The sequence below is a fragment of the Haloarcula vallismortis ATCC 29715 genome, from assembly GCF_000337775.1.
In the GTDB taxonomy this organism is placed as follows: Archaea; Halobacteriota; Halobacteria; order Halobacteriales; family Haloarculaceae; genus Haloarcula; species Haloarcula vallismortis.
Genome location: NZ_AOLQ01000069.1, coordinates 343,166 through 366,902 on the forward strand (window position 1 = coordinate 343,166; position 23,737 = coordinate 366,902).

Here is a 23,737-nt window from a genome sequence, read left to right on the forward strand (position 1 = left end):
GCGAGGTAGGGAAGCGAAAAGTATCGGTGTTGCTGTTCTCGGACGGGTCTTCAGTCGGTAGCTGATTGGTCGAGCGGCCGGGCCGCGTCGCGCTCCGTTGCAGACGGCAGGGACGCCACCGCTTCGGAGAGCCCAGCCAACGGTACGGTGTCCAGAGCGCCACTGGCGTGGCCGCTCCCACCGCTCTCGACGGCGAGGCAAGCATTGCCCGCCTCGATGACCGGCCTGTTGCCGTCGCCGGTTTCGCCCGCTATCACCACGGCATCGGCGGCAGCGGCGAGGTCGGCGGCACGCTCCCGGGCCGCGTCGTCGATGCCGGCGAAGGTCGGGACCGTGACCGCCTCGCAGTCGAGGTCTGCGGCCCGCTCGGCGGCTGTGTCGCCGGCGGGAACGACGCCGATACTGACCTGGCAGCCGGCTCCAGCGAGTTTCGAGACGGCGGCAGCCGCTGGCGTGCCGGTCCCGATGACGTGGACGCGACGAGCGACTGACTCCCGTTCGGAAAGCGGCGTCACGAGCGGCGCATCGGTGCCGGGCTGGGTCGTCACCAGCGTTTCGGCGTCGAAGGCGTCACGGAGCGTGTCGCTCGTGAGCACGTCAGCAGGCCGGCCCGCGGCGCGGACCCTGCCCCCGGCGAGCAACACCAGTTCGTCGCAGTACCGGGCGGCCAGATTGAGGTCGTGAATCGCGGCGACGGCCGTCTTCCCGTCGTCGACCAGCGTCCGGACCAGTTCGAGCGTGCGGACGGCGTGATTGATGTCGAGGCTCGCCGTCGGTTCATCGAGCAGGAGGACCGGCGTCTCCTGTGCGAGCGCCCGGGCCAGCAGGACGCGCTGGCGCTCGCCGCCGGACAGCGAGGTGAACGGTCGGTCAGCGAACTCGGCGACGCTCGCACGCTCCATCGCTCGCTCGACGGCCCGTTGGTCGTCCTCGCCCATCCGGTCGAAGCGGCCGAGGTGGGGCGTCCGCCCCATCTCGACGGTCTGCCTGACGCTGAAATCGAACGACAGCGCCGTTCCCTGTGGGGTGCTCGCGACAAGGCGACTCACCGCCTTCGCGGATTTCTCCCGGATGGGGTCGCCGTCGACGCGAACCGTTCCAGTGTCCGGGTCGAGCGTCCCCTTGAGCGCCCGCAGGACGGTCGTTTTGCCAGCGCCGTTGGGACCGACGAGGCCGACGAGTGACCCCCGGTCGACGGTAAAATCGACGCCCGAGACGACCGACTGCTCGCCGAAGGACACTGCAAGGTCGGACACGTCGAGCATCGGCCCGGAGCGGTCCTGTCCCGGGCCTGAACTGTTGGATCCGTTTGCACCGCTCATAGCTCGTGCACCTCCCGCTTCCGGAGCAGGTACAGGAAAAACGGCGCGCCGAGGACAGCGGTGACGATGCCGACCGGTACCTCGGCGCTGCCAGAGCGTGCCAGCGTGTCCGTCGCGACGAGGAACGACGCACCAGCGAGCGCCGCCGTCGGGAGCAGTATCCGATGGTCCGGCCCGACGAGCAGCCGCATCACGTGGGGAACGATGAGCCCGACGAAGCCGACGATGCCGGCAACAGCGACGCCAGCCGCCGTGATGACTGCTGACAGCGCGAGCAGGACCCGCTTGGTCCGTTCGACCTCGATGCCGAGGCTCTGTGCGTCTTCCTCGCCCAGCAGCATGATGTTCAGGTCGCGAGCGTACGCGAGCAACGCGACGAACGGGATGGCGACGAGCACGACGCTCGTTGTCACCTCGGGCCACGACGCCCCCTTGAGATGGCCCATCAGCCAGTACAGCGCTCGGCGGATGCTCTCGCCGCTGTGAAGCAACAGGAACGAGACCACCGCGCCCAGAAACGTCTGTATCGCTACCCCGGCCAGCAACAGCGTCGCGACCGGCGTCCGGCCGTTCCGCGTCGCGATGAGGTAGACGCCGAAGGCTGCGACCAGCGCCCCCGCGAAGGCCGCGCCGCGGAGGCCCAGCCCAAACGGGATTACGACCGGCGCGACGATGAAACCGACCGCGCCGACTGCTGCGCCGGAGGAGACGCCGATGATAGAGGGGTCGGCCATCGGATTCCGGAAGATGCCCTGCATGATCGTCCCCGCGGCGGCCAGCGAGAAGCCGACGACCGCGCCGAGCAGTATCCGCGGCAGTCGGACCTGCATCACAATCTGTGTCTGGAGGTCGCTTACGGCGTAGGAAAACACGTGAGCCGTGGTCACGTCGACGGCAGGGCCGGAGATGGAGAGTCCCGTTGGGACGACGACGGCGTTGAGCAGCACTTTCCCGACGACTCCGGGCGGAATCCACACCGGGCCGATGCCGGCGCTCGTCGTCACCACGGCACAGAGGACGGCGACGAGCCCTGCCGACCAGCCGACGGTCCGACCCGCGAAACGCATGTATGAAAGCCCACTTGCAGTAGATAAGTATTTATTGCTCCTGGCACCCGCATAGAGCATGCGACGACTTTCTCTCGCGTGTGTCTTTGTCTTGCTTGTCGGCTCGCTTGCGGGTGTCGCTCCGGCCACAGCAACGGCTGACACGCAGGCCGACGACTGCTCGTTCCCGGTCACGATGACCGACGCCACTGGGACCGAGGTCACTATCGAGGAGCGCCCGGAACGAGTCACGACGACCAACCCTTCGGCCGCACAGACGATGTGGGAGATCGGTGGGCGCTCGCAGGTGGTCGGGCTCACACAGTACGCGAGCTATCTCGACGGCGCTGAGAGCCGAACGAACGTCTCGGCGAGCTTCGGCGTTAACGTCGAGCGTGTCGTCAGCACGAACCCGGATCTGGTGATTGCGCCGAACGCCAGCGCCGGTGACGTGGCCCCGCTCCGGCAGGCCGGGCTGACGGTGTATCACCTCCCCGCCGCGACGACTATCGAGGACATCCGGGCAAAGACAACGACCATCGGCCGCCTGACCGGGAACTGCGGAGGCGCGGCCGAGGCAAACGCCTGGATGGACGCGAATGTCGATGTCGTTCGGCAGGTCACAGCGGACGCCGAGGACCGACCGACGGCGCTGTACCCGCTGGGTGGGGGGTACGTGGCGGCGGGCAACACCTTCGTCACGTCGCTCATCGAGCTCGCTGGCGCGGAGAACGTCGCGGCTCGCAACCACACGCAGTACCCACAGCTCAGCGACGAAGTCATTCTCCAGCTCGACCCGGACGTGCTCTTTGTCACCGAGAACACGGCGACCATCGCGACGACCGAGCCCTACGCCAGCACGACCGCGGGCGACACCAATTCGACGGTCGCCGTACAGGTACGGGACATCAATCAGCCTGCCCCGCGGAGCGTGGTCTCATTCGCGCACAACGCCACCGCACAGCTCTACCCGGACCGCTACGACGATGACAGCTACGTTCCCCGGTCGGCCGTGATGGCGACCGAGACGGAATCGCGAAGCACGACCCGGACGGATGAGCCGACGCCCGCAGACCACACGCCGAGCAACGACCAGTCCACGACCGCCGCCAGCGGCCCCGGATTCACGGCCATCGTGACACTCGTCGCAGTGCTCACGCTGATTGGCACACTTGCCGGTCGGAGGCTATAGCGCCATGGACAAACAGACTATCCGCGAAGCGGTCTGGGATGCGCTGGAAGCGCAGGGTATCGCCCGGTTCCCGTTCCCGCCACACGACCGGATTCCGAACTTCGAGGGGGCAAGCGAGGCCGCCCAGCGCCTGACCGAGACAGCCGTCTGGGACGCCGCTGAGACGGTCAAGGCGAACCCGGACTCGCCACAGCTTCCGGTCCGGCGGGCGGCGCTGCGGGCCGGCAAGACCGTGTATATGGCCGTGCCGCGGCTCCGGGACGAGCGATGCTTCTACGAACTCGACCCCGCCGAACTGGACGATATCGAAGCGGCACCGGCGGTTTCGAACGTCGCCGACCACGCGCGACAGGTCGGCCCCGAGGCGGTCGGGAGCGTCGACCTCGTCGTGTCGGGGTCGGTCGCGGTCACCGAGGACGGCGCGCGTGTCGGAAAGGGCGAGGGGTATAGCGACCTCGAATACGCCGTCCTCCGGGAACTGGGGCTGGTCGACGAGACGACGCCGGTCGTGACGACGGTCCACGAACTCCAGATTGTCGGCGGTCCCGAGGGCGTCGTTGACACAACCGTGCCTATCGATGCCCACGACGTGCCGATGGACTGGGTCGTGACGCCGGACCGAACTGTCGAGACGGCGACCACGCACACGACGCCAACAGGCGTCGACTGGCACGCGCTTTCGGCGGACCGAATCGACAAGATTCCGGTACTCGCGGCGCGGCAGCCGGACTGAGTTTTCAGCGGTTATAGCTGGGGTACAACCCTGGTAATGCAAGCTTACCGGCGGTACATCTTTACCCCTACCTGCCTTGCAATGCATATGGACACACCCGTGGCCGCGTCAAACCGTCACGGGGGCGATGGCGCTGCTGAGCGGCTACGCGTCCTCTATGTCGACTCGGATTGTGACGATATCACGGCGGTCAAGGAGACACTGAGCGGGAGCGCTGACGAATTCACTGTGACGGTGTGTGAGAGCGCATCGGCGGCGCTAGATGCCCTTGACGACGCCTCGTTTAACTGCGTCGTCAGTGAGTATCGGCTCCCCGATCAGGACGGGGTCAAACTGTTACGGGCCGTCAGAGACCGGTCGCCGGACCTCCCGTTCCTGCTCTTCACCGACGACGGCGACGAGAGCGTGGCGAGCAACGCTATTTCAGTCGGCGTCACGGACTACGTGACGAAGACGCCCCTCTCCGAGCAGACGGAACTGCTCCGGCAACGGATCACCTCGGCCGTCGCCCGCTATCAGGAGGAGGCGGACATTCTCGACCGGATGACCGACGCGTTCTTTGCGCTTAACGAGGACTGGGAGTTTACCTACGCCAACGAGCGCGGCAGGCGTGTCATCGGTCGTGCGATGGGGGTGGACGGGGACACCACTGGCCTGCTGGGGCGCAACCTCTGGGAGGCAATCCCGTCAGTGGAGGGAACGGAGTTCAGCAAGCAGTACCGGCAGGCGATGACACAGCAGGAGCCCACCTCGTTCGAGGCGTACTTCGAGCCGCTGCAGACGTGGTTCGAAGTGTCCGTCTACCCGTCGTCGACTGGGATTTCGGTGTACTTCCGTGATATCACCAAGCGCCACAAACACGAGAAGGAGATTAGAAGCAGAGAACGGACGCTCCGAGAGATTTACCGGGTCATCTCCCGCAAAGACCTTGTGTTCGAGGAGAAGGTCGGACGCCTGCTAGAAATCGGGCAGGATGTCCTCGGGACAGACACAGCCGCCCTCTCACACATTGACGGCGACAGGTACGTCTTCGAAGTCGTCTACGACCCGACGGGGGCCACTGAGGCGGGCGATGCAGTCCCGCTAGATGCGACGAACTGCGAGCGAGCCGTCGTCGAGGAGCAGACGCTGGTGCTCGCTGATATCGCCGAAGACCGACCAGACCTGGCTGAAAGAGCGGGCTACACCGAAATGGGCGTCTCCTGTTACCTTGGAACGCCCGTTATCGTCGATGGCTCGGTGTACGGCACGTTCTGCTTCTACGGTACGGAGCCCCGCGAATCCTTCTCCGAGTGGGAAGTCACGCTCGTCGAACTGATGGGGAACTGGGTCAGCTACGAACAGGAGCGCGAACGCCGCGAGCAGGAACTCACCCGTGAGCGAAACCGTCTGGAGGATTTCGCCAGCGTCGTCAGCCACGACCTCCGGAACCCACTCAACGTCGCGTTCGGGCGGCTCACCCTTGTCGATGAGGAATACGACGGGGACCCGGAGCACATCGAATCGCTCCGGCGGTCGCTCGAACGGATGGACGAACTCATTGACGACGTGCTTGCCCTCGCTCGCGGCGGCCACAAGGTCATCGACGCGACCGAAACGTCGTTAGATGATATCATTACCGCCGCCTGGGACACCGTCGAGAGCTCGGACGCGACGCTTGAATGGGGTGATACGGATGCGGAAATCACGGGCGACCAGACACGGCTCCAGCAGCTGTTTGAAAACCTCTTCCGCAATGCCGTAGAGCACAGCGACGGCCCCGTGACCGTTCGCGTCGGGACGCTCTCGAACGAACGGGGGTTCTACGTCGCGGACGACGGCCCGGGGATTCCCGAGGACGAGCGCGACAAGGTGTTCGAACGCGGCTACACCACGAGCGACGAAGGAACCGGCTTCGGGCTGGCTATCGTCTCCGAAATCGTCGACGCACACGGTGCCCGGATCACCGTCTCGGAAAGTGAAGCCGGCGGCACGCGCTTCGACGTGATCGGCATCCAGGTCGACCGCTTATAGCTGGTCGACGCAGTCCCGGATGAGCCCGTCGACGTTCTCCGGGAGCGTCGGGTGGTAGGCCCGGTCCGGGAGGTCGCGCACGTCGAGCCCGAGTTCGACGATAATCTGGAACGTCTTGGCGAAACTGTCGGCGTGGTAGTGCATCCCCTGCCAGCCCAGTACCGTCCCATCGTCGGCGTCGACGACGAGTTTCGCCAGCCCCTCGGGCACGTCCTTCGATTTGAACACGCCGTCGTCGCTGGCCTGTCGCGTCGCCGTGACGGTGTCATAGCCCGCTTCCGTTGCAGTCTCCTCGTTGTGCCCGACGCGAGCGAACGGGTAGACGCCCAGCCCAGAGAAGATGACGTGGTGGTGGACGTTTCGGTATTCATTGAGCGAGCCACCGGCTTCCTGTCGGACGATGTTTTCGGCCGCGGTGAAGCCCTGCTCCTTGGCGACGTGGAGAATCGGCTCCTTGCCGTTGACGTCGCCGACGGCGTAGATGTGGTCGGCGTCGCGGGTCTGCATCGTGTCTTTCGCCCAGTCACCTTCGACGGAGACGGGCGTGTTCTCCAGACCCAGCCCGTCGACGGTCGGGCGGCGGCCGGTAAAGAGGAACAGCTGGTCGGCCTCGAACGTCTCCTCGCTGCCGTCGTCGTACTCGACGGTGAGTCGGACGCCGCCGTCTTCAGTCTCCTCCAGTTCCTTTTCATAACAGTTCGTCGGAATGGTCACGTCCCAGTTCTCCTCGTAGATATCAAGCGCCTCGTCGCCGAACTCCGGGTCGCCCTCGTCGATGGGTCGGTCGTCGTGCTCGATAACGGTGAGTTCCATCCCGCCGGCTTCGGCGAGATATGGGACCAGTTCCATCCCGATGTATCCAAAGCCCATTACGATGCCAGAGTCGGGGAACTCGGTGGCGTCGAGCACCTGGTCGCTCGTCATGAAGTCGACCTCGTCGATGCCGGGCGTGTCCGGGACGTTCACGCTGGAGCCGGTCGCGATGACGACGTAGTCGGCTTCGTGCTCCTCGCCGCCGGCCCGGACTGTGTGCTCATCGACGAACGTGGCAGTGTCGTGAATGAAGGTTACGTCGTCGCGCTCGGCCATCTCGTGGACAGAATCACGACGGTGTCCGGCCCAGCCGAGTACGTGGTCGTCCTTGCGTTCAACGACGGCCTCCAGATCGACTTCGGGCACGTCGCCGACGAGACGGTCGTCGTGGCGCGCCTGGAAGCGGTGGGCGCCTGCGGAGAGCACTTCTTTGGACGGCATACAGCCACGAAGGATACAGAGGCCACCGCCGGGCTCGCCGTTGTCGATGAGTGTGAGTTCGATGCCCTCTTCCTCGACAAGGTCGCCGGCCACTGCGGCTCCGGCACTCCCATACGCGCCGATGATAACGACGTGAGTCATACGAGTGCTAGAGCGACGGCGTCAAATAAAGGCTTCAGTGGCGTGTTTTGCCCGGACACGACCGGCGGGCGGTCGTGCCTCGGGGTCGCGGTTCAATCGTCGCCGTCGACGGGCGTGGGTGGCCGCGACCGCCCGAACCCGAGCACGCCACGGACAGACCAGTCAGCGTTGAACACCCGGTCCCAGACGACGAGTGCGGAGGGGATCACCAGAATGGACGCGAGGAAGGCGTAGCCGATCGACATCGCTGTCAGGATGCCGAACTGGCCGATTGCGGGGAACACAGCCAGCCCGAGCACGCCGATACCGAAGGTCGTGGTGAGCATACTCCCGAACAGCGCGCCGCCGGTCCCGCGAACAGTCAGGTCCAGTGCCGTCTCGAGGTCGTTTTCGTCGAACTCGTCAGCGAACCGGTGGGTGACGTGGACCGAGTAGTCGACACCCAGCCCGATCGTTATCGCCAACATCGTCGCTGTGAGCGCGTTGAACGGGATACTGAGCAGCCGCATCGTCCCGCCGAGCCACGCCACAGTGACGACGACGGGGATGATGTTCACGAGGCCAAGCGACGGCCGCCCCTCCAGCATATTGTACATGAGGATGAGGAACAACGCTGACCCGACCAGTGCAATCGCAAGCGACTGGATAGCTGACTCCAGAATGAGGTCCGAGACAGCCTGGAACACGATGATCGAGCCGGTCGCTGTCGCCTCATATCGGAAGTCGTCGGCAACGCTGCGCGTGTCCTCGGTCACTTCGGCGTCGGTCGCATCCGACTCGACCGTGTAGACGACACGTGCGCTCCGGTAGTCCTCGGTGATGTATTCTATCGCCGTACTACGGGCGGGGGAGTCGAGCAGATACTCGTATATCTGCTCGAGGTTATCGTCCGGGACCCCATTGTCATTCCGGTCGTTGCGCTCGACCATCCGGCGGAACTCGGGGTCTTCTGCTGCTCGGTCCTGAATGACCGTGACGATAGACGTCGAATCGGCGCGCCTGTCCTCTCGGACGAACGAGTCCGGCGGGTTGTCACCCGCCCGATATATCTGTTCGAGCGCCGCGTCGTTCCGCATTGGTCCCTCTACGTACACCGTCGCCTGACTGGACTGAGTGGTATCGAACCGGTCGTCGAGGAAGTTCGTCACCTCCGTGACGGTGTATTCGCTCGGAGCGAACGGCTCCGGCAGCGCTTCGACGAAGTCCGGGTTCTCCTCGGGCGGCAGGAAGTCCTCCTGGCTGAACGACGTCGAGACGCCAGTGGCGTAGTAGCTGGCTCCCACCGTCGACACGAGGATGAGTACGAGGAAGATAACCGGGGCGCGATTCGCGATGACGACACCGCCGCGCAACACGCCACTGAGTGCCGAATCCTCGGCCCCCAGCGGTGTTTCGCTGAACGTCGGGATAGGATACTTCTGTCGGAGCCGGTCTAGCTCCACCTTCGCGGCGGGCAGGAACACCCCGAAAATGAGGAAGGTGAAGATGATACCGACAGAGGCCACGTAGCCGAAGTCCTGAATCGGCGGTAGCGCGCTGGTGAGGTTCGCTGCGAACCCGATGACTGTCGTCCCGGTCACGATGAAGAAGGCGACAAGCAACTGGTCAGTCGTGATCCGCATCGACTGCTGGATGGATGCCCCGGTCTCGCGCTCCTCGCGGTACCGGTTGACGGCGTGAATCCCGAAGTCGATACCGACCGCCAGTAACAGCGGCGGCACGGCAATAAGCATCTGCGAGAAGGGGATGCCGGCAAGCCCCATGAAACCGAACGTCCAGACGACGGCCATAAACAGCGCGAGCAGACCGAGTGCCATGTCCGCGAGGTCGCGGTAGGCAATCGTCAGGAAGAACAGGATGAACAGCACTGCTGCGGGGACGGTCAGGATGAGCGAGTCGCCGACGACGTTCGAGAACTCGTCAGCGACGATACCGCTGCCGAACAGGGTAATGCCACCGTTGTCTGCGCTGGCGACAGTGAACCCGGCCTGCTTCTGGATGCTCGTCAGCGGGCTCGAACCGCCCTGGCCTGATCCGGAGGAGATTCCGGCCGGGACCTCGTGGGTGACGACGCCGATTGTCGCCGACGCTGAGGCGGCCTTGCGGTTGAAATCCTTGCTCAGTAGCGATTCGAACCGGGGGTTCTGTTCGGCCGCGCGTCGAGCAGCGGCATCGATCTCGCCCGACGTCGCGGATTCGACCGCATAGATCTGCTGTTCAGTCGTCGTCGCCTCCGGGTTTAGCTGTTGGGCGACGATGCTGGCGGCGCTTGAGGTCGATGTGACACGGAGCTGTCCGTGCTGTTCTAACCGATGCTGTGACCTGAGCATCCGGAGCAACGCCGGCTTCGAGAGCACGTTGTTCTCCTGCTGGATGAGCTGTGTGCTCCCGGTATCCGGGGAGAAGGTCGGTGAGAACTTGTCGTTGACCTCCTGTAGCGCCTCCTCGGCCGGGAGATCAGTCGTAAACTGCGACGTCCCGGAATTGGTCGAGACGCTCCCGAGGCCGGCGCTGAAGATCACCGTCACGACCAAGAAGACGAGGACCACCTTCCGTGAATCGTTGACGATGCGGTCGTCCGCCCAGTCGATGTAGCGCTGGTAGTCCATGCGTTAGCGGAACCTGAAGTAGCCGCCGATGGCCAGGGCGGCCACGAGTGCGACGCCGACAATCGCCGTCAGCGGCGAGCCGCCACCGCCGGAGTTGGTCACAGAGACGGGAAGCCGGTATGTGTCGGACACCGGCGTGTCTCCATCCGGCTCCTCGTACTGGAAGTCCACCGAGACAGGGTAGCTTTTCGTCATCGCGGAACCGCTTGCGCTGATACCGAACTCGATGGTCGCCGACTCACCCTGGTCGAGGCTGTCGACGTACGCTTGGTCGTCTGACACAGAGATCGGGGACTCGGCGAACAGCTTTGCCTCGATATCGGTCAGTCGCTCACCGGCGTCGTTGGTGATGGTCACTGCGAGCGTGCTGGACCCGCCAACGTCGACGGACGCGTTCGTCGTCTCGACGATGAACTCGTCGGCGCTGCCGTCGACGCTCTGCCGGATTTCGAGCGTGTCGCTCTCGCGCCTGTCGCCCTCGCTGTTGCGGTAGTTGGCGACGAAGTCGAACTGCCGCGGGCCGGCGTTCGCGTTATCCGACACGTCGGCGTCGAACGAGACAGTCGTCGACTCGCCCGGTTCGAGGTCGCCGACCGCGTACTGGGTCTCCTTCGGCGAGATGTTGTCGTTGTCGCTGGCCCAGTTCAGGACGACGTTGCGGACCGTCCGGTCGCCGGTGTTGGTCAGGGACGCTTCGATGGTCCCGTCGTCGCCCGCCTGGAGTGTCGATTCCACATCACTCATCTCGAAGGACTGTTCGGGTTCCGGTCGGATTCCGAGTGCGATATTGTCGTCAACGCCGCTGTCGCCCTCCGGATCCTTGTAGCCGACCGTGGCGGAGATCGCATATCCTCTGACGGACGCGTCCTCGCTTGCGGACGCGTCGACGCTGATGGTGCGAGTCTCTCCGGGTTTCCACGTCCCGATGTACTGCTCGGCGGAGTTGGACTGGCCGAACGCGATTTCGCTGCTCTGTGAGCGCAGGGAGACCGTGGCATCTCTGACAGCCACTGGCCCGTCGTTGTGGAGCGTGACGTTGTACGTCCCCGAATCGCCGACTGAGACGTCGCTGTCGACGCCCCGGACGCTGAATGTCTGCTCGCGTGCAGGTGTGATACCGAGCGAAGAGGCGGACGTACTCTTTCGCACCCCGTCCGTGTCGTCGAAGTCGACCTGAAGATCGAACTGGTACGGTTCAGCTCTGGCATCACTGCTCGTACCGACGCGGTACCGGAGCGTTCGCTGTTCACCGGCCTCCCAAGTGTCGATGAACCGGGAGCTACTGGTGTCGCTACCGACTGTGAGTTCAGGGTTCGTCGATGCCAGTGTTACCGAGGCTTCTCGGGCTGGGTCGTCACCAGTGTTTTCGACGGTAACTGCGACCGTCCCGACCGAATCGACGCGCGCGCCGGAGTCGACGTCCACCACGTCAAAGGCTGCGTCGTCGTCGATTTCGAGCTCGAGTTCGATTCGTTCGGTTGTAGTCGATTCCTCCCGTGCACCGCTGTCTTCCGCGATAAAGCTCGTGTATTCGTATTTGACGATGACAGGAACGGTGTAGTCGCCGGGACTTGCGTCGTCATCGACGCTCACTTCGAAAGAAATCGGGTTCGTCTTGCCTTCCGGGACGGACCCGACGGCCTGCTTGTTCGTTGTCACGGTAATTGGCGCGTCTCCGTCGTTGACTCTGACTGTGGTCCCGCGAGCGGTCGTTACCTCGCTGCTCTTAGCAGCCTGCGTCGTCGGACCAGAGTCGACCGTTCCGCTGTTGACGAGCACAACGTCGAGTGTCGTCTCTTCACCGGGCGTAACAGTGTTATCGACGAACGTTGCATCAAGGTCTGGGCTCCCAGTGACGGCACCGATTGCCGTTCCGGACGCCATGAGCAATGCGACAACAGCCAGCGTCAGTAATGTTCGTGGTTTCATGCGTAGGGATACTTCGGACATTCCTTGCCGTTGTTTCTGTCCGGAGCGGATGTCATGTCTGAGATCGGGATACGTACCCACATACGTCTGTGCAGACTCCCGCCCGAACCGTGTACATCGAACGAACGTTCGGTCGCCTATCAACGTTGTGGTTCAGTAACAGTGGGAAGATATTTACTTCCCGAACGAATATTCGGTCGGGATGAGTGATGGAATTCCGTTTGCCGGGGAGCCAGCGGACTCGCATGAGGCGATAATGCGGGCCACGTTCCGTGCCCTCCGGGAATACGGGTACGCCGGACTTTCGATACAGCGAATCGCGGACGAGGCAGACCTCAGTAAATCGACGTTCTATCACCACTTCGATGGGAAGGAGGACCTCCTGTTGTCCTTTCAGGAGTTCATCCTCACGGAGTTTAACCGCATCTTTCAAGTCGAATCGACCGGCGACCCCGAACAGGACATCCAGACGTTTGTCAGTCTCGTTCTCGATGACTTTCCCGACTGCGTCGAGACGCCCGAAAAGAACGCCGTACTCGGGTCGTACATCGAGATGCGTGCTCAGGCAGTCCAGAATCCGGAGTTCCGTGAAAAGTTCACCGAGACGGACGAACTGTTCACCCGACAACTCGTACACATAATCGAGGACGGCATCGAACAGGGGGTCTTCGCCGATGTCAATCCCGAGACGGTCTCGCGGTTCATGATCACGATACTCGACGGCGTGATTCTTCAGAGCGCGACACGTAATGACAACCCTGTCGCCGAGATTCGGGACACTATCGACGAGTACATCGAAGAGACGCTGATTCTCGACACTTAGCTTCGGCTGATAGACTGGTGCGTCTCCTTTAGCTCCTCGAAATCGTCGTTTTCGGCTTGCAGCACCCACTCCAGTTCTCTGGCACGCTCTTTCAGCTCCGTGTACTCGGCACTCGATTCCAACTGTGACGCGGACTTGTCCCGTTCCAGCACGGAGAGCTTCGAGGAAATCCGGAAGTACTCATCGAGTCTATCGTCTTCCTCGGGCCTGTCGAGATGCTGATCGAGCGCCGACAGGAGCGTCGACTGCTCGACCGGCTTCTGGAGGTAGTCGTCGAAGGGCATCTCCAGAATGTTCAGGTCGGCGTCAACCGCGGTCAGCATAATGATGACACCGTCGTATCCCCGCTCGCGCAGCCGCGACAGCACGTCGTCCCCGTGTACGTCGGGCATTCGTCGGTCGAGCAACACAGCGTCGAACTTCCGACCGGCTGTGTCGAGTGCCGCCTGGCCACTGTACACGACAGTCGTCTCGTAGCGCTCGCCGAGCTTCAGAGCCTGCGTGTCTGCGACGTCGTGTTCGTCGTCGACGACGAGCACCCGAGGTGGGCCGCCTCTTGTTCTGGACACGGTATTATACGGCTCTAGAGCTGGCAACTGTATATGTCTTATCGGCAACCGCCTCTCGAAAAGCGTTAACCGATGGCCCATTGAGTATACACCGATGAGCAAGTCGTCGGCGGACACAGGCGGTCGACACCGTCTTGGCAGCCTCGCGGCCGTAGTCGGGTGGATAGGGGCAGGGGCGGTCGTGCTCGCCACCGTCGCGCTGGTGGTCCAGTCAGTGTTCTCACTCGGGCTCTCGGAACAGGTCACTGTCGGACTCGGTCTGGCGCTTGGCGGCGGACTGGGCGGCGTTTCCTACCTTCTGGTGACTGACTCGCCCGGCGAGATGACCGACGAGACGATGACAGTGTCTGCAGATGCCGAGCAAACACCGGAGCCACAGCCGGTCGACCTTTTCGACGGGCATCCGGACCCGGTGTTGTACTTCGCCGACGAGGGTCATGGTCCGGTCGTGCGTGCGGCCAACGAGGCCTTCGGGACAGCGTTCGACGTGCCGTCCGACCGGCTCACCGGGACAGCCCTTTCAGAGGCACTGCTCGTGGCTGGTATCGACGAAGTGGACGCCGAGACGGTCAGCACAGCTGACCTCGATGTCGTCGCCCTCTCGACGGCACCTGACGAACCGACGCAGTTTCGACTGCGGACGGCTGGCGCTCCCTCGACCGGCTACCTCCTGCTTACACCGCTGGGGACAGCGGTCGACTGAACGGCCGAACGCCACCCGCACGTCGGCGGCGTAACGGAACTTTAAAGATTCCATCCCGGCGAGATTCTGGATAGGAATGCTCGCGTCACCGCTGCAACTCATCGATAGTTTCCTGCTGAACTACACCATCGGTGATGTCCTGTTGCTCGGCTTTGTCGGTGGGCTCGTCGCAATTCTCCCGCAACGGTCGCTCCGGATGCTGGGACTACATACGATTGCGCTGGGCGCACTGCTCGTGATTACGCCGGCGTCGGCGATGGAACCAAACAGCGGGAGCGTCCTTGCGTCGTCGTTCCAGTACAAACTGTTCGGTCTGGTGCTGCTCGTTCTCGCACCGGTGCTGTATGCCGTCGGCCGGCGTTAGGCCAGCTTGTCCAGTGCGGTGAAAAAGTCAAGCGGAGGCCCGGCAAGCCGGACCGGTTCGCCCGCACGCGAGATTGTGATTCGCTCCGGCGGAACCACGCTCTTTCTGACTCGTCCGTCACTGACGACGACGCCGCTGTTGGCGTCCGTGAGTTCGATGCTGACTTCGCTGTCGACGTCGACGACCAGCGGCGGGGTCCCCATCTCGTCCGCCATCCCGGTGATGATGAGGCCGGCCACGTCAGGGTGGACGAGCGGGCCGCGTTCGCTGAGGTTGTACGCTGTCGAGCCGGTGGGTGTCGCCACGAGCACGCCGTCGGCGTGGCCGGACGTGTACAGCGAGTCATCGACGTACACGTCGACTGTGGCCCCGCCGCCGTGACCGCGACGCTCGCCCTGAACGACGACCTCGTTCAGCGCCGGCGAGAGCTCCCAGTCGTCGCCGCTGGCCTGTAGCCGCGGCTTGGCTCGCGTCCGTGCGCTCCCGGTCTTCTGGATGTGTTCGACCTCCGCGACAACCGTCTCAACGGCTTCCTCAGGTGCGATAGCGTTCAGAAAGCCGACTTCACCGAGATTGACGCCCAGTATTGGTGTCGACCCCGCGCCGCGGGCCGCGTACAGGAAGGTTCCGTCGCCGCCGATACTCACGACAAGGTCACAGGCGGACATGTCCTCGACTGGGGCCGAATCCGGCACAGCGGCCTCCCACGCGTCGTGGTCACCCAGCGCCCCGGCAGTCGTTTGGTCGACGACGACGGCCGCCGACGTGGCGCGCAGTCGGTCACACAGTGTACTCGCAAGCGACATGGCCCGGTCGTTGTCCCGCTGTGCGACGATACCGACAGTCATTGCTCGGACCTTCCGGCCAGCCACATATAAACCCTCTTCGACGGCAATTATATCAGTCCCGACGCGTATCCCCTTCCATGGGCCGTTCGTGTGGCTGGTGGTCGGACGTATGAGCGGGGACGACGAGTCCGACGACGACTGGTTCGAAAGCGCGCTGGACGACGAGAACGGCGACAGCCAACCGAGGGACGCCGACGAGACTCCGGTGACAGCAGCAGAGAGCGACGCCGAGGAGTCGGCGCCTGCGGACACTGGGCTGGCTGAGGGTGACAGTGACGACGACAGTAGCAGTGCTGATAGCAACCCGTTCGGTGACGACGGAAGCGCCGTCGCTGATGCGGACAGTGACAGCAGTCCGTTCGATGACGGCGGCGGCGGTGACCCCTTCAGCAGCGGTGGGAGTAGCACCGTCGACGCAGAGGCCGACCCCTCCAGCGACGACGGCGGCGGGCTCTTCGACGACGACTTCGCCACCGCCTTCGAGTCTGCTGGCAGCGGCGACGGTGACAGCGGTAGCGACTTCGAGGAGGAGTTCGAGTCCGACATCCCGCGGGTCGACATCGGTATCGAAGGCCTCGACCAGATGATTCAGGGTGGGATTCCACAGCGCCACCTCATCGTCACCATCGGTTCGGCCGGAACCGGGAAGACGACGTTCGGACTGCAGTTCCTTCACCATGGCCTCCGGAACGGAGAGAGCGCGGTATTTTTGACGCTTGAACAGTCCCACGATGCGATACTGGACACCGCCGGTGACCGCGGCTGGGGATTCGAGGAATACGAAGAACAGGGGCAGCTAGCGATTGTCGACCTCGACCCGGTCGAGATGGCAAACAGCCTCGACAACATTCGCGGTGAGCTGCCGGCGCTCATCGAGAAGTTCGGCGCTGACCGACTGGTCCTCGACTCCGTCTCGCTGCTCGAAATGATGTACGACGACCAGTCCCGTCGGCGCACTGAAGTGTTCGATTTCACACGGTCGCTGAAGCAAGCCGGCGTGACGACGATGCTCGTCTCCGAGGCCAGCGAGAGCAACCCCTTCGCGTCCAGACACGGCATCATCGAATACCTGACCGACGCCGTGTTCATCCTGCAGTACGTCCGGTCAGACACCGGCGAGACGCGACTCGCTGTGGAAATCCAGAAGATACGGAACGCGAACCACTCGCGGGAGACGAAGCCCTACGAGATAACCAACGACGGTATCTCGGTCTACCAGCAGGCAAACATCTTCTAAGCCGTCGCCGTCCCGACCGACTCCGGTTCATCCTGCTCGTCGAGGGCCGCGTTGTAGCCGCCGGCCCAGAGGTCCGTCGCGACGACCAGCACGTAGAAGGTGGCGAACGGACTGAGAACCACGGCGAGGAGTGACCCGAGGAACGGAATCACATTGAGCAAGTTCACCACGACGTTGACGGCGATGAACAGCGCAATCGAGACCAGCCACGGCGTCGCATACTCCGGCGACAGGACCAGCGTCCGCAACGTCCCGAAGTCGAACCCGGCACCGAAATCGCCGGTACAGGCGAAGTGGATGATGGCCGCCGTCGCCACGTAGCCAAACACCAGCGACAGGACGAATGATATCGCCAGCCCGCCAAACAAACCGGCCAGACCGGCCCCTGCCCCGGCGCGGGTCCCGGTCGCCATCGCGAACAGGCTGCCGCCGACGGTCACTCCGAACACGACCAGCGGGACGAGCATGTACACGATGCTGATGAGCCAGGCCTTGAGCCCGTCGACGAGTAGTTCGCCCCAGTCTTCGAACGCCGGTGGCTGTGTCGCTCCGTCTGCTCGTTCACCGATTGCCTGAACGAGATAGCCGTACACGAGTATGACAGGGACGACGAGGAACGAGAGAAGGCTGAGGACGCCGCCGATGAGTACAGTCGTCGTCCAGTCGTCGTCTTCCATGGGATATCTGAGTGTATCTTCGAGCGACTCCATGACCCTTGGTCACATTCCTCATAATTAGTTACAGACACCTTGCCGGGTTATTCGCTCGGCTTACCGCAGGACTGCGATGTGTCGGTCCCAACACGATTGCTCTCACATCGCGCTAGCTTGCGGAACCAATAAATCACAACCGGGCGACAGGTAGGATATGGTACTACTCGTTCCCTTCGACGGCTCGGTCCTGTCGAAAGCCGCGCTAACGCGGGCAATGGAGTTCGCAGACTACCGCGAGGAGGATGTTACTGCACTGTCTGTCATCCCGGACGACGCGGCCTACGCGCGGGAGCGTGGCTGGATCGACGCCGATGAGACATTCGCTGTCGAGACCATCGCCGACCGGATGCGAGAACAGGCCGAATCGGTCGCCCCGATGGCGTCGTTCCGCTACGAGGTCCCAGAAGACGTAAGCTCGATGGCATCGACGACGACGGATATCACCCGGACAATCAGAGAAGTCGCGCACGACGAAGGGGCCTCAATCGTGTTCATCGGCAGTGAGAACGCCGGACGGGTGTCGACGCCAGTCTGTAGCGTCGGTTCACCGGTGTCCGAAGACCCGCAGTACGATGTCCATATCGTCCGGCACCCGTAGCGCTATCTGACGACAGTTACGGGGATAGACGCCCTTCTAACGACGATCTCAGCGACGCTCCCCAGCAGAATGCGGGACATCCCCGAGCGGCCGTGGCTCCCCATGACTATCTGGCTGATTTCGTGGTCGTCCGCGTACTCCACGATGACCTTCGTCGGTCGCCCGACCTCGATGACCCGTTCGACAGACTCGACACCGGTCTCGGTCACTTCTGCTTCAAGCTCGTCGAGCAGGCCCTCTGCTGTGGCTTTCTGTTTTTCGTACCACTCCTCTGAGAAGGAGGGGATTGATGCCTCCGCGCTGTAGCCGGCCTCTGCGGGGTTGATGACGTGCAAGAGAACAATGGTCGCATCCGGATGTTCCTCGGCTGCGAACTCACAGGCTACCGATGCTTGATCTGAACTATCGACCGGAACGAGGATGCGCTTTGCCATATGCCCACTTCCGCTGGGGCCGGTTTGAATCTTCGGCCCGCTGCAATCGATGAGTTAGCCTGTGTCTGTCAGTCCCGCCCGTGGCGGGTCACACATGTCGACAGGCCGATGAGTTCCACCGGCTCGGAGTTGTCAGGTGAGTAGACGACCCGCTGGCCTTTCTCCATGTAGGGGACCTTCGATTCCAGATTGCTGGGGATGTTCACCGCCGAAATTGCGTCTTCGTCGCCGAGATTGAGCACCATCGTCGTGTTGATCTGCTTGAACACCGGGTCAGCGATGTCCTGTGGGTCCTGCGTGATGAGATACAGGCCCAGACGCTCCTTTCGGCCCTGTTTGGCGGCCTCGGTGAATTTCCCGATGACCTTGCGGCCCTGGACGCTGTCGGCGTCGGTGAGGAAGTTGTGGGCCTCGTCCATCCCGAGCACGAGCGGCGTCTCCTTGATGCGGTCGTAGTCCGGGTCGTTCGAGAGCTTCTGGTCGATGAGCAGGCTGGAGACGGCCAGCACGATTGTCGATGCCGTCCGTGAGTCCGTGATGTGGTACGTCGGGATGACCGTCAGGCCGCCGTCGCGGACGAACTGCGATATCTGGTCTGTAATCGGGCGGGCGTCCTGGTCGAAGACGGCCCCGAATCCCTGGACGCGGCGCTTGACTGCGTCGAACGTGGCCTCGTGGACGTCGCCCGCTTCGTCAAGTTCCTCCTTGAGCGCGGGGTCCCCGAGGAAGGTCCGGAAGTCGCTGTACGTGCCGCCCTCGCCGTATTCGCGCTTAAATCGCGGAAGCAGCGTGTTCACCAGCGCGCCGTACTGGTTGTCGTTCAGGCTCGAGCCGGCGATGAGCCAGGGGTTGTCGTGGACGAGCGAGAACGGGATGGTGAACTCCACCTGCTCGGCGCGGTGGTGGCTAGCGTTGTAGTCGGCCCCGGCCACCTTCGGGACGAACGCGATGGTGTTGTCGTGGCCGCCGTAGGCGACGCCTTCCCGCTCACAGCGGCGTTCGAACTCGTCGGTCATCGCGGGGTTGTCGTCGTGCATCTGGGCGTACTCGTCCTGAGGGTCGAACTGGACCACGGCGAGTTCGGGCGTCCGACCGTCGCCCATCTCGTAGGTCCGGCCGAGATACTGCCGCAGGACGTTCTTGGAACTGTGGGTCTTCCCCGACCCGGTCCCGCCCGCGACGAGGGTGTGCCGGAACACGAGCGGGTCGCCGGCGTCGTAGTCGTCTTTCAGCCGGTAGTCGATGGTCGGCGGCTCGGCGGCTGTCCGGACCTTCTCGCCACCGACAGCGAGATGGCCCAGGAAGACGCCGTCCTCCGGAATCTTCAGGCCGGTCTTGATCTCGGATTTGTCGGTGGCCTCCCGGACGACGGTTTCGGGCTTGGGCACCCGGTCGGTCATCCGTCGTTTGAGTTCGCCGCCGTCGGAGTAGAGCACCGCGACCGGCTCCAGCTCCGCGATGAACTTGAAATCCCGCTCGTCGATGCCCCGCTCGCGCATCGCCCGCCGGGCGTGGATTTCCGTCGCGTCGTCGGCGTGGAATTCCTGTGCGTACTCCAGGGCCTTGATGCGACAGAACAGGCGTTCTCCCCCTGGATATGGGACGAGCAGATACGTGCCGATACGCAGGCGCGAGCGGTTCCGCGCGGTGACATACGCCCGAAGAACCGTTTCCTCCGCTTCCTCGCTGATCCGGAGGCCGTTCGCCGCCGAAAGGACACCGAGACCGGTGTCTGTTCCGGCCGGTGTCACGTCCATATCTTCGAAGTCGTCGTCTACAGATTGTGTCGGGTCTGTGCCCCCCGACGCGTCGACAGCTCGGTCGCCGTCGTCGGTCGTCGCAGCCGAATCGGCGGCCTCGCTCTCGGCCGCCGCGTCGTCGCCGTCGAAATCAGTGAAATCCCCGAGGTCGGACATACCCCAGTTCAGGGTAGCCGGGGATTAACACCTTTCCCCGGCAGCATGAATGTGAAACCTTACCCGGGTGGCTGTCAACGAACGCATATGAAGCCGACGCGGGTGATGTCTTTCAATGTGCGGTACGACACCGCCGGAGATGGGGTAGATGGGTGGCCCCACAGGCGGGAGCTGGTGTCGGGGATAATTCAGTATCACAACCCTGCTATTATCGGGATTCAGGAGGCGATGGCCCACCAGCTCCGGGAGCTAGAGGTGTTGCTCGACGGCTACGAGTGGGTCGGTGACCCGCGTGACTCCGTCGACGCCGGCGGGGAGCACACGGCCATCGGCTACCAGACCGAGCGCTTCGACTGTGCGGCAACGAATACCTTCTGGCTCTCTGAACAGCCCGCCGAGCCGAGCAGCGTCGGCTGGGACGCCGCCTATCCCCGCGTGGCGACCTGGGCCCGCCTCCGTGACCGCGACACCGGCGACGACCTGCTGTGTCTGAACACGCATCTGGACCATCAGGGCACCGCTGCGCGGACCGAGGGAATTGAACTGGTACTCGACCATCTCGACTCTGTCGCTCGGGATGCGCCTGCGGTGTTGATGGGTGACTTCAACTGCGTGGTCGGTGAGCCGGCCTACGAACGCGCCGACGGACACGAACTCCCGGACGGCCGCAGGCTCGTCGACGCCCGCGACACAGCGACCGTCACCCACGGCCCGACGACGAGTCGGACGGACTTCCACGACCTCATTCCCGAGATGGGTATCGACCACGTGTTCGTCAGCGAGGATGTGGCCGTCAACACCCGAGCGGTCGTTGCCGACCGCGACGACGACCATTACGGCTCCGATCACCTGCCTGTCGTGGTCGACTGCGAGCCCTGACCCGAGGGCGAATCTTTTGCCACTGGGGCCCCTACGTCGAACTATGTTGCTTATTCGGGGGACGGCAGGCGGGACAGCGCTGACCGGGACGCTGTACGAGCCGGGCGAGGAACCGCCCGAGTTCAGCGGCGCGCCGGACGAGGGGACGCCCTACGTCTGGGTCTGTGACGCCTTCTACGAGGTCGAAAGCGGCGGTCAGGTCCAGACCATCGACGACCGGGAGATCCGAATCGCTTTCGAATCCCCGATGCCCCGCGGCTTCGAGACGCGCGATGCGGCCATCAACGCGGCCAAGGAACACGTCCGAACGCAGTTCGCCCGGCTCGGCGTGGCCGGCGAGACCGTAGACGTGACGGTGCAACAGGCCGAGACGGCGTAGCTGGCTCGCTGTGAGGGTTCTGGAGTGGCTCCCATGGAGTTGTTTGCATCTCTCTTCCGACGGACCGACCGACACGTAGGGGTGCGTATTGTCCCTGCAACCCGACTAGATTGGTTACTCAGCGCTGTGTGGCGGAACGAAACTGCAGTTCGGACAGCCGTTGTGCTTCGTCGTCTGGTAGCTCAATCCTGCGCCGCAGTTCGGACAGTTGTACCGCTCTGAACTCATCAGTATCAAATAGCGTTCGACGATGCCTAACATTTCACACGATATATGTCTAATCTTTTTAACTGGATGGCCTGTTGCACGCGTTCGAAATAGCCACTTTCAGTAGATTATGCTGGTAGACGTTGCACTGACTAACCGGATTTATCCGGACAGCAGGGTTCCATACCGGGAATTTCTTTGGCAAGGTTCCCCGAAACCGCATATGATTGGGATAGGAACACTCATTGTTGCGGTTACAGTCATTGTGGCGATGACACTGACTCTCGGTCTGTTACTTCGCTTGTTGAGAGACGCTGATGGGATATGAACAGTCGATTAGTTCAACTGGTACTTACCCAAGTTACTCACCACACTGAGGAGCCAAACAGGCCCTGGACGATGTGACTCACGACTAACGACTGGGAGTAAACCCACCGAATCCGCCACCCGTATCTCGTACGCTCGCGGCGGTCCGTGTCGTCCCGCCCGCGTTAATTACGAGCAGCCTGACCGAGAGCATCGGGCTACTGTCAATCCTCTACGCCATCGTCCTCGCCCGCCGCGACTAGCCACTTCAGAACGATTCTTCGACGGCACCCCACCGGATATCGTTGTACTCTCGCTCGCGGTCGGTCTCGAACGTTCGCTCGATGCGTCGAGTGAGTTCCTCGCTGCCCTGTCGGTCGATCTTCGCCAGTTCGTCGGCCTTCCCGATGGCCAGCGGCGGGCCCTGCTCTCGGGCCACGTCGTGGAGTATCTGCCGTGTGAGTTTCGCCCGGCACTCCGGGTCCTTGGTGAAGGCATAGGGGGCCTCGACGCGGAACACGAGGTCGGACCGGGGGTCGTAGAGCACGAAAAACGTCACCTCGTAGGCCTCGGGGTCGAGCGACCGCTCGATGCCCAGCGCGTCGCCGTCGGCGGCCATGATGCCGTCAGTGCCGCCCCGCGAGCGGAACCAGTTCGTCGCAGTGAGACAGTCCGTCTGTCGCTCACCCTCGTTGTCGCGGCGCTCAAGGATTCGGCGGAAGAAGGCGGTGTCGTTCACCCACGGCGCGTTGGTCTTGCGACGTAACGCCCGTGTGAGGGCTTTTGTCGAGGAGTTCTTGATGAACCCCACCATCGGCACGTCCCGCTCGACGAACCGCTCGACGAGGTCGACGTAGTTGTTCACCACCGTCTTGGGCCGGTCGTCCTCCGCGAGCAGGTCGGCCAGTTCGGTGTCGCGGTCGGCCCAGCGGAGCACGCCGGTCGGGTAGATCGGCCCGTCGAGGATGAACAGGTCCTCGACCATATCGGCGTTTGTCAGCGCGTGCTGGCTCTCCGCGAGATACAGCGCCAGCGCGTGGACGACCCGCTGCTCGTAGCGGTCGACCTGTGGCACGTCGAGGACACGCCGCTTGGCGTAGCCGCGGTCCCCGCCCTGCCACTCGCCGTCGAACCCCAGCGTCGCGTCGTTCGAGTGGACGGCCATGATAATCGTCCGGCCACGGTGCAGTTCGACGTCGGATGGCACGCTGCCCATCGCCGCCTGTGCCACGTCCAGCACCAGCCCGTTCTTGAACGTCGTGGGGTTGATGCTGCCCGAGTCCAGGCCGTGCTGGGTCGGAAACGGCGGGTCCGCCAGCGCGATGTCTTCGATGGGGACCTTTCGGCGGCGCTGCTCGTCGAGCGGCTCCAGAATCTTCGTCCCGTCCTGCCATAGCGGGTCGAGAAAGCTGTCCCACACTTCCTCGGCGGCCGCCTCCTGGTCGCTCGTCTCGACGGTCTCGCGCACCTGCCCGGCGAGCTTGGCGATTCCGTCGACGTGGACCGGGTCCAGCGTCATGCC

Annotated in this window: 21 protein-coding genes; 10 read left to right on the forward strand and 11 right to left on the reverse strand. The window is 63.4% G+C overall.

What is annotated here, in order from left to right; genetic code table 11:
* Positions 1 to 50: 50 nt before the first annotated feature.
* Both C437_RS18730 and btuC read right to left on the reverse strand, forming a co-directional pair.
* A complete protein-coding gene (locus C437_RS18730; protein WP_049919892.1) occupies positions 51 to 1,322 on the reverse strand; it encodes a heme ABC transporter ATP-binding protein in 1,272 nt (423 codons plus the stop codon).
* The gene (btuC, locus tag C437_RS18735) at positions 1,319 to 2,389 is read right to left on the reverse strand and encodes a vitamin B12 ABC transporter permease BtuC (protein ID WP_004518583.1); all 1,071 of its coding nucleotides are present in this window, start codon (positions 2,387 to 2,389) and stop codon (positions 1,319 to 1,321) included. The genes C437_RS18730 and btuC overlap by 4 nt, the downstream gene beginning before the upstream one ends.
* A 58-nt stretch (positions 2,390 to 2,447) precedes the next feature.
* Between btuC and C437_RS18740 the strand changes: the two genes are divergently transcribed.
* The 3 genes from C437_RS18740 to C437_RS18750 all read left to right on the forward strand — a co-directional run bounded on the left by C437_RS18740 (position 2,448) and on the right by C437_RS18750 (position 6,306).
* A complete protein-coding gene (locus tag C437_RS18740; RefSeq protein ID WP_004518584.1) occupies positions 2,448 to 3,560 on the forward strand; it encodes a PGF-CTERM-anchored ABC transporter substrate-binding protein in 1,113 nt (370 codons plus the stop codon).
* Between the two features lie 4 nt (positions 3,561 to 3,564).
* Complete coding sequence (locus tag C437_RS18745; RefSeq protein ID WP_004518585.1) at positions 3,565 to 4,293, forward strand: 5-formyltetrahydrofolate cyclo-ligase; 729 nt, start codon at positions 3,565 to 3,567, stop codon at positions 4,291 to 4,293.
* 87 nt (positions 4,294 to 4,380) lie between these two features.
* Positions 4,381 to 6,306, forward strand: coding sequence for a hybrid sensor histidine kinase/response regulator (locus C437_RS18750; protein ID WP_004518586.1), 1,926 nt, complete (start codon positions 4,381 to 4,383; stop codon positions 6,304 to 6,306).
* Here C437_RS18750 and C437_RS18755 read toward each other — a convergent pair.
* From C437_RS18755 to C437_RS18765, 3 genes are all read right to left on the reverse strand, one after another.
* The gene (locus tag C437_RS18755) at positions 6,301 to 7,701 is read right to left on the reverse strand and encodes a dihydrolipoyl dehydrogenase family protein (RefSeq protein WP_004518587.1); all 1,401 of its coding nucleotides are present in this window, start codon (positions 7,699 to 7,701) and stop codon (positions 6,301 to 6,303) included. The two genes, C437_RS18750 and C437_RS18755, sit on opposite strands and share 6 nt — an antisense overlap.
* Before the next feature lie 92 nt (positions 7,702 to 7,793).
* Positions 7,794 to 10,310: an efflux RND transporter permease subunit gene (locus C437_RS18760; protein WP_004518588.1), complete on the reverse strand. Its 2,517-nt coding sequence runs from the start codon at positions 10,308 to 10,310 to the stop codon at positions 7,794 to 7,796.
* Between the two features lie 3 nt (positions 10,311 to 10,313).
* On the reverse strand, positions 10,314 to 12,239 hold the full coding sequence (locus tag C437_RS18765) for a COG1361 S-layer family protein (RefSeq protein WP_004518589.1): 1,926 nt from the start codon (positions 12,237 to 12,239) through the stop codon (positions 10,314 to 10,316).
* Between the two features lie 202 nt (positions 12,240 to 12,441).
* Between C437_RS18765 and C437_RS18770 the strand changes: the two genes are divergently transcribed.
* Entirely contained in the window at positions 12,442 to 13,062 is a 621-nt protein-coding gene (locus C437_RS18770) for a TetR/AcrR family transcriptional regulator (protein WP_004518590.1), read from the forward strand.
* Here the strand turns inward: C437_RS18770 and C437_RS18775 are convergent.
* Positions 13,059 to 13,601, reverse strand: coding sequence for a response regulator (locus C437_RS18775; protein ID WP_004518591.1), 543 nt, complete (start codon positions 13,599 to 13,601; stop codon positions 13,059 to 13,061). The genes C437_RS18770 and C437_RS18775 overlap by 4 nt on opposite strands.
* 124 nt (positions 13,602 to 13,725) lie before the next feature.
* Between C437_RS18775 and C437_RS18780 the strand changes: the two genes are divergently transcribed.
* The gene (locus C437_RS18780; protein WP_004518592.1) at positions 13,726 to 14,334 is read left to right on the forward strand and encodes a hypothetical protein; all 609 of its coding nucleotides are present in this window, start codon (positions 13,726 to 13,728) and stop codon (positions 14,332 to 14,334) included.
* A 76-nt stretch (positions 14,335 to 14,410) separates the two neighbouring features.
* Positions 14,411 to 14,698 (forward strand): hypothetical protein, encoded by a 288-nt coding sequence (locus tag C437_RS18785; protein WP_004518593.1) that lies wholly within the window; start codon positions 14,411 to 14,413, stop codon positions 14,696 to 14,698.
* Here the strand turns inward: C437_RS18785 and C437_RS18790 are convergent.
* Positions 14,695 to 15,546, reverse strand: coding sequence for an NAD(+)/NADH kinase (locus C437_RS18790; protein ID WP_004518594.1), 852 nt, complete (start codon positions 15,544 to 15,546; stop codon positions 14,695 to 14,697). The genes C437_RS18785 and C437_RS18790 overlap by 4 nt on opposite strands.
* Positions 15,547 to 15,655: 109 nt before the next feature.
* On the opposite strand from C437_RS18790, the gene C437_RS18795 reads away from it, so the two are divergent.
* Positions 15,656 to 16,783, forward strand: coding sequence for a KaiC domain-containing protein (locus C437_RS18795; RefSeq protein ID WP_004518595.1), 1,128 nt, complete (start codon positions 15,656 to 15,658; stop codon positions 16,781 to 16,783).
* Here the strand turns inward: C437_RS18795 and C437_RS18800 are convergent.
* The gene (locus tag C437_RS18800) at positions 16,780 to 17,493 is read right to left on the reverse strand and encodes a DUF4013 domain-containing protein (RefSeq protein ID WP_004518596.1); all 714 of its coding nucleotides are present in this window, start codon (positions 17,491 to 17,493) and stop codon (positions 16,780 to 16,782) included. The two genes, C437_RS18795 and C437_RS18800, sit on opposite strands and share 4 nt — an antisense overlap.
* Positions 17,494 to 17,650: 157 nt before the next feature.
* Here C437_RS18800 and C437_RS18805 point away from each other — a divergent pair, with 157 nt between their 5' ends.
* Positions 17,651 to 18,094: a universal stress protein gene (locus C437_RS18805; RefSeq protein WP_004518597.1), complete on the forward strand. Its 444-nt coding sequence runs from the start codon at positions 17,651 to 17,653 to the stop codon at positions 18,092 to 18,094.
* Between the two features lie 2 nt (positions 18,095 to 18,096).
* Here the strand turns inward: C437_RS18805 and C437_RS18810 are convergent, their stop codons facing one another.
* Both C437_RS18810 and C437_RS18815 read right to left on the reverse strand, forming a co-directional pair.
* A complete protein-coding gene (locus tag C437_RS18810) occupies positions 18,097 to 18,528 on the reverse strand; it encodes a universal stress protein (RefSeq protein WP_004518598.1) in 432 nt (143 codons plus the stop codon).
* Between the two features lie 68 nt (positions 18,529 to 18,596).
* Positions 18,597 to 20,444, reverse strand: a complete 1,848-nt coding sequence (locus tag C437_RS18815) for an ATP-binding protein (RefSeq protein ID WP_004518599.1) — start codon at positions 20,442 to 20,444, stop codon at positions 18,597 to 18,599.
* A gap of 117 nt (positions 20,445 to 20,561) precedes the next feature.
* On the opposite strand from C437_RS18815, the gene C437_RS18820 reads away from it, so the two are divergent.
* Together C437_RS18820 and C437_RS18825 are read left to right on the forward strand one after the other, a co-directional pair.
* Entirely contained in the window at positions 20,562 to 21,323 is a 762-nt protein-coding gene (locus C437_RS18820; RefSeq protein ID WP_241431717.1) for an endonuclease/exonuclease/phosphatase family protein, read from the forward strand.
* A 43-nt stretch (positions 21,324 to 21,366) separates the two neighbouring features.
* Positions 21,367 to 21,702: a DUF7113 family protein gene (locus C437_RS18825; protein ID WP_004518601.1), complete on the forward strand. Its 336-nt coding sequence runs from the start codon at positions 21,367 to 21,369 to the stop codon at positions 21,700 to 21,702.
* A 781-nt stretch (positions 21,703 to 22,483) separates the two neighbouring features.
* On the opposite strand, the gene C437_RS18830 is transcribed toward C437_RS18825, so the two are convergent.
* Positions 22,484 to 23,734, reverse strand: a complete 1,251-nt coding sequence (locus C437_RS18830; RefSeq protein WP_004518603.1) for a DNA double-strand break repair nuclease NurA — start codon at positions 23,732 to 23,734, stop codon at positions 22,484 to 22,486.
* Between the last annotated feature and the right edge of the window lie 3 nt (positions 23,735 to 23,737).

Coding starts and splice junctions, on each gene's coding strand:
- C437_RS18800 (WP_004518596.1), bottom strand. CDS start 17,493: ATGGAGTCGCTCGAAGATACACTCAGATATCCCATGGAAGACGACGAC.
- C437_RS18790 (WP_004518594.1), bottom strand. CDS start 15,546: ATGACTGTCGGTATCGTCGCACAGCGGGACAACGACCGGGCCATGTCG.
- C437_RS18770 (WP_004518590.1), top strand. CDS start 12,442: ATGAGTGATGGAATTCCGTTTGCCGGGGAGCCAGCGGACTCGCATGAG.
- C437_RS18760 (WP_004518588.1), bottom strand. CDS start 10,310: ATGGACTACCAGCGCTACATCGACTGGGCGGACGACCGCATCGTCAAC.
- C437_RS18740 (WP_004518584.1), top strand. CDS start 2,448: ATGCGACGACTTTCTCTCGCGTGTGTCTTTGTCTTGCTTGTCGGCTCG.
- C437_RS18780 (WP_004518592.1), top strand. CDS start 13,726: ATGAGCAAGTCGTCGGCGGACACAGGCGGTCGACACCGTCTTGGCAGC.
- C437_RS18810 (WP_004518598.1), bottom strand. CDS start 18,528: ATGGCAAAGCGCATCCTCGTTCCGGTCGATAGTTCAGATCAAGCATCG.
- C437_RS18830 (WP_004518603.1), bottom strand. CDS start 23,734: ATGACGCTGGACCCGGTCCACGTCGACGGAATCGCCAAGCTCGCCGGG.
- C437_RS18785 (WP_004518593.1), top strand. CDS start 14,411: ATGCTCGCGTCACCGCTGCAACTCATCGATAGTTTCCTGCTGAACTAC.
- C437_RS18745 (WP_004518585.1), top strand. CDS start 3,565: ATGGACAAACAGACTATCCGCGAAGCGGTCTGGGATGCGCTGGAAGCG.
- C437_RS18795 (WP_004518595.1), top strand. CDS start 15,656: ATGAGCGGGGACGACGAGTCCGACGACGACTGGTTCGAAAGCGCGCTG.
- C437_RS18825 (WP_004518601.1), top strand. CDS start 21,367: ATGTTGCTTATTCGGGGGACGGCAGGCGGGACAGCGCTGACCGGGACG.
- C437_RS18765 (WP_004518589.1), bottom strand. CDS start 12,239: ATGAAACCACGAACATTACTGACGCTGGCTGTTGTCGCATTGCTCATG.
- C437_RS18730 (WP_049919892.1), bottom strand. CDS start 1,322: ATGAGCGGTGCAAACGGATCCAACAGTTCAGGCCCGGGACAGGACCGC.
- C437_RS18815 (WP_004518599.1), bottom strand. CDS start 20,444: ATGTCCGACCTCGGGGATTTCACTGATTTCGACGGCGACGACGCGGCG.
- C437_RS18750 (WP_004518586.1), top strand. CDS start 4,381: ATGGACACACCCGTGGCCGCGTCAAACCGTCACGGGGGCGATGGCGCT.
- btuC (WP_004518583.1), bottom strand. CDS start 2,389: ATGCGTTTCGCGGGTCGGACCGTCGGCTGGTCGGCAGGGCTCGTCGCC.
- C437_RS18805 (WP_004518597.1), top strand. CDS start 17,651: ATGGTACTACTCGTTCCCTTCGACGGCTCGGTCCTGTCGAAAGCCGCG.
- C437_RS18755 (WP_004518587.1), bottom strand. CDS start 7,701: ATGACTCACGTCGTTATCATCGGCGCGTATGGGAGTGCCGGAGCCGCA.